At 64.9% G+C, this 4521-nt stretch carries 5 protein-coding genes; 2 read left to right on the top strand and 3 right to left on the bottom strand.

Going from position 1 to position 4521, the window contains the following annotated elements; all coding sequences use genetic code 11:
• Positions 1-21: 21 nt before the first annotated feature.
• The 3 genes from L0G76_RS14310 to L0G76_RS14300 form a co-directional block, all read right to left on the bottom strand.
• Entirely contained in the window at positions 22-864 is an 843-nt protein-coding gene (locus tag L0G76_RS14310) for a shikimate dehydrogenase (protein WP_304357833.1), read from the bottom strand.
• 70 nt (positions 865-934) lie between these two features.
• Entirely contained in the window at positions 935-1390 is a 456-nt protein-coding gene (gene aroQ / locus L0G76_RS14305) for a type II 3-dehydroquinate dehydratase (protein ID WP_304357832.1), read from the bottom strand.
• Positions 1391-1392: 2 nt separating this feature from the next.
• On the bottom strand, positions 1393-2142 hold the full coding sequence (locus L0G76_RS14300) for an IclR family transcriptional regulator (protein WP_304357831.1): 750 nt from the start codon (positions 2140-2142) through the stop codon (positions 1393-1395).
• A 175-nt stretch (positions 2143-2317) separates the two neighbouring features.
• On the opposite strand from L0G76_RS14300, the gene L0G76_RS14295 reads away from it, so the two are divergent.
• Together L0G76_RS14295 and L0G76_RS14290 are read left to right on the top strand one after the other, a co-directional pair.
• Positions 2318-3640: an MFS transporter gene (locus L0G76_RS14295; RefSeq protein ID WP_304357830.1), complete on the top strand. Its 1323-nt coding sequence runs from the start codon at positions 2318-2320 to the stop codon at positions 3638-3640.
• Positions 3641-3694: 54 nt separating this feature from the next.
• Positions 3695-4521: sugar phosphate isomerase/epimerase family protein (locus L0G76_RS14290; protein ID WP_304357829.1), on the top strand; the 827-nt coding region annotated here is incomplete at its 3' end.

The following is a 4521-nucleotide window of genomic DNA, read 5'->3' as shown; positions in this document are numbered from 1 at the left end:
CAGGCGCCGAGGTGGTCGGGCTCAGGCGCCGAAGGACAGGAAGGTCTCGCGCATCCGCGTCGGGTCGGCCTGACGTCCGCTGAAGAGCTCGAAGGCGTCGATCGCCTGATTGACGGCCATCCCCGAACCGTCGAGGGTCCGGCACCCCTTGGCCTTCGCCTCTGCCAGCAGTTGGGTCTCGAGCGGGAAGTACACGACATCGGCGACCCAGGTCTGCGAATCCAGCAGGCTCGTGTCGAAGGGCGTCCCCGGAAAGGCAGCCATGCCGACCGGGGTGGCGTTGACGATCCCGTCCGCCGAGGTGATGGCCGGCTCCAGGTCCGATGTGGAGATCGCGCGGACGTGGTCCCCGATCTCGGCGGCGAGATCCCATGCTCTCTCTGCGCTGATATCGGCGATGGTGAGTTCTCCGACACCCAGCTCCGACAGGGCGAAGGCGACTGCGCGTCCCGCTCCGCCGGCACCGATCTGCACGACCCGGTTCCTGGCCGCACCGCCGAGTCCGGCTTCGAAGCCGCGAGCGAAGCCGGTGGCATCGGTGTTGTGACCCGTCGTCCGGCCCGATTCGTCGATGACGACGGTGTTGACCGAACCGATCCGCAGTGCCACGGGATCGACCTCGTCGAGAAGCTCGATGACCTGCTGCTTGAACGGATGGGTGATGTTGAGTCCGTCGAACCCGAGGCGCACTGCCGATGTCAGCAGCTCATTCAATGGCACGGACGCCAGGCTCTCCTCGCCGATGTCGATCGTGCGATAGATCGTCGTGAGGTCGTGTGCGCCGCCTTCGTCCTCGTGCATACGCGGGGTGCGGGAGGCGGAGATGCCTTCGCCGATGAGGCCCAGGAGCAGTGATCGGGTCATAGTCTCACTTTCAGGTGGTGCGTGTTCATGCGGTGCGTGTGGTGGTCGTGTCTGAGACGGAGGCCGCTGTTCAGTTGGCCGCGGTCGTCGGTGCGCGCAGCTTCTCCGCCAGGATCTCCACCGCATGCACATACCCCTTGGCTCCTGCGCCGGCGATGACCGCGGCCGCCACGGGTGAGAGGTAGGAGTGGTGGCGGAACGATTCGCGCGCGTGCGGGTTGCTCAGGTGCACTTCGATGATCGGATGATCATAGGACTTGAGCGCATCGTGGAGCGCCAGTGACGTGTGCGTGTAGGCGCCGGCGTTGATGATGGCTCCCACGGTCGTCTCCCGCGCTTCGTGCACGGCATCGATGAGATCGCCCTCATGGTTGCTCTGCACACAACGGACGCTCAGGCCCGCCTCGGCGGCACTGGTGGCACACATGTCTTCGATGTCGGCCAGGGTGATGTGACCGTAGATGTCGGGTTCGCGGACGCCGAGGAGGTTGAGATTGGGGCCGTTGAGGACGAGGACTGTGGACATGGTCACCTGGGCAATCTGGCGGCGATCGCGGTCGCCGTCTCTTTCAGTTGGGGGACGAATTCGATGAGTTCGTCGAGGGTGCGGCGGAAGACCGGTGCGGCCAGAGCGAGAGCAGCCAGCAGTCGTCCGTCGAGGTCGAAGACGGGGACGGCCAAGGCGTTCATGCCGACGTCGTTCTCTTCGGACTGTCCTGCCCAGCCGGTTTCGCGGATCTGTTCGAGCCTGGTTCGCAGCTGCCCGGGATCGGTGATGGAGTGCGGTGTCCGCGGCTCCAGCTCGAGTTCAGCAATGGTGCGGTCCCTGTTCGGATCATGCGCCAGGAGGGCCTGACCCAAGGACGAGGTGTGCAGCGGGGATTCGTCTCCGGGGTCGGTCGTAGTCCGAAACTGCGGCCCGTCGACCGTGAGCACCGTGAGCGCCGCGTTGCCCCGACGGACGGAGAGGATGCTCGACTCCCCCGTGGTCGCCGTCAGCGCCTGCAGGAGGTCCTTGGACGATCCGGCGAAGCCGCGGCGGTGAGCGACCTTCTGCCCGAGGCGGAAGACCTCCAAGCCCAGGGTGTAGGCCTTGGTCGAAGGCTCGTAGTCCGCGTATCCGGACTCGACCAGGCCGCCGAGCAGCCTGTAGGCGGTGCTGAAAGGGTGGCCGGTGAGCTCCGCGGCTCTGGCTGCGCTGATGCCCTCGGCATGGTCACCCAGTAGTTCGAGCATGTCGAAGGCCTTGGTCACCGAGTTGGACCCTTTGGCCGGCATTGTCGCCTCCTTGGCATTGTCGCTGCCGCTTCGCTGGTGTGGCCTCGTCGAAGCGAACCGAATCTGGCTCGTGAAAGTGAACTGAACGTTGACAGACTATGTCACCTCGATCACACTGTAAACCACACTGTAACAACGACTTTCATATTATGGCAATTCAGAGATGCGAGGAAGCATGATCAACGCGACCGAAGACGCTCGTCCCGCCAAGACCCCGCTGCGGGCGGCGCTGTCGAGCTGGACGGGTTCGGCTCTCGAGTACTACGACTTCGCGGTCTACGGAACCGCCGCAGCCCTGGTGCTCAATGTCCTGTTCTTCCCGGACACGACCTCGCCGGGCATGGCCATCCTCTTGGCCATGGGCACCGTCGGCGTCGCCTACGTGGTTCGCCCGTTGGGCGCCCTCATCATGGAGCCTCTTGGTGACCGGTTCGGACGGAAGTTCGTCCTCATGCTCACCCTGTTCCTCATGGGGTTCTCGACCTTCGTCGTCGGCTGTCTGCCCACCTTCGACCAGGTCGGATACCTCGCACCTGCCCTCCTCGTGCTGTGCCGACTGATCCAGGGGCTGTCCGCCGCCGGCGAGCAGGCGAGCGCGATCAGCGTCTCACTCGAGCACTCCGCAGAGACCAAACGCGCCTGGACGACGAGCTGGACTCTGCACGGCACGCAGGCCGGCACCCTCCTGGCCACCGCAGTCTTCATCCCCTTCACCGCCTTCCTCCCCGAAGAGGCTCTCTTCAGCTGGGGCTGGAGGGTGCCGTTCTGGCTCTCGGCGCTCGTGGTGCTCACGGCCTGGCTGATTCGCCGCGGCCTGGACGAGCCGCCGGCCTTCAAGGAGGCCCGCAATGCGCATCCCCCGCTGATGGCGGTCTTCCGCTGGCACAAGGCAACGGTCCTGCGGGTGGCGGCCTGCGCCATGGTCAATACCGTGAACATGGTCTTCACCGTCTGGTCGCTGTCGTTCGCCACCTCGATCGTCGGCCTCGAGCGATCAACGATGCTGCTGGTCTCCGTCATCGCCAATGCCATCGCCCTGCTCGCAATTCCCGCAGCCGCGATCCTCTCGGACCTCCTCGGCCGCAAACCCGTCTTCATCGCCGGTGCCCTGGGTGCCGGACTGATGATGTTCCCCTGCTTGGCTGCTGTCTCGAGCGGAAACTGGACCCTGATCTTCATCTGCGGCGCGATCATGTCCGGCTGCGCCTATTCGATGGCCAACTCGATCTGGCCCTCGTTCTACGCGGAGATGTTCCCGACCTCCGTTCGCGTCACCGGATTGGCCCTGGGCACGCAGATCGGCTTCGCCGTCTCCGGCGGGCTCGCGCCGGTCTTGGCCTCTGCCGTTGCCGGAGCTTCGGGTGAGAATTGGGTATCGGTCGCCGGCTTCACCGCCGGGGTCTGCGTCTTCACGGCGCTGGCGGCGATGACGGCGAAGGAGACCAAGGGGCTGAGCCTCGAAGAGATCGACACTGTCCACGAGGCACGGTCACACTGAGAAGCGTGCCGGTGACGAAGAACTGCCCATGACGAGAAGTAAGGAAGGACGTCGATGCGCACGTCGATAGCAACAGTGTGTCTGTCAGGAACGTTGGAGGAGAAGCTCCGAGCTGCAGCGAGAGCCGGCTTCGACGGGGTCGAGATCTTCGAACAGGATCTCGTCGTCTCCCCCGACTCTCCTGAGGCCATCGCTCAATTGGCGTGCGACCTGGGCATCAGCCTCGATCTGTACCAGCCCTTCAGAGACCTGGAAGGCGTCGACGAGGCACAGTTTCAGAAGAACCTGAAGCGCGCGGAAACGAAGTTCCGGCTCATGGCCCGGCTCGGGATCGACACCATACTGCTGTGCTCGAATGTGGGCACGGCAACCATCGCCGATGACGGCGTGGTCGTCGAGCAGCTGCGCCGCCTCGGCGATCTTGCTGACCGGTATCAGGTCAACGTCGCCTATGAGGCGCTGGCCTGGGGACGGTTCGTCTCCGAATACGACCATGCCTGGGACCTGGTCAAGGCCGCCGACCATCCCCGGATCGGCACCTGCTTCGACAGTTTCCACATCCTCTCGCGCAATACCGACCTCGGTCGCATCGCGGATATCCCGGGCGAGAAGATCTTCTTCCTCCAGTTGGCCGACGCACCCGCGCTGACCATGGATGTCCTCAGCTGGTCCCGCCACCATCGGGTCTTCCCCGGCGAGGGAGCCTGGGACCTCAGCGACTTCCTGACCAGGATCGCCGCCACGGGCTATGCGGGACCGGTCTCACTCGAAGTCTTCAACGACTCCTTCCGACAGGGCGACACCAACCGGACAGCAGTCGACGGTCTGCGCTCATTGCGCTGGCTGGAGGCGAGCATCGCCGACGCGTCCGCGGCCCCGGC

It is taken from the genome of Brevibacterium picturae (genome assembly GCF_030453725.1).
Classification (GTDB): Bacteria; Actinomycetota; Actinomycetes; order Actinomycetales; family Brevibacteriaceae; genus Brevibacterium; species Brevibacterium sandarakinum_A.
Note: the sequence above shows the minus strand (reverse complement) of the source record. Positions and strands in the feature narration are given on the sequence as shown.

Excerpts from the sequence above, each read along its gene's own strand:
- L0G76_RS14295 (WP_304357830.1), top strand. The coding sequence starts at position 2,318 with ATGATCAACGCGACCGAAGACGCTCGTCCCGCCAAGACCCCGCTGCGG.
- L0G76_RS14310 (WP_304357833.1), bottom strand. The coding sequence starts at position 864 with ATGACCCGATCACTGCTCCTGGGCCTCATCGGCGAAGGCATCTCCGCC.
- aroQ (WP_304357832.1), bottom strand. The coding sequence starts at position 1,390 with ATGTCCACAGTCCTCGTCCTCAACGGCCCCAATCTCAACCTCCTCGGC.
- L0G76_RS14300 (WP_304357831.1), bottom strand. The coding sequence starts at position 2,142 with ATGCCGGCCAAAGGGTCCAACTCGGTGACCAAGGCCTTCGACATGCTC.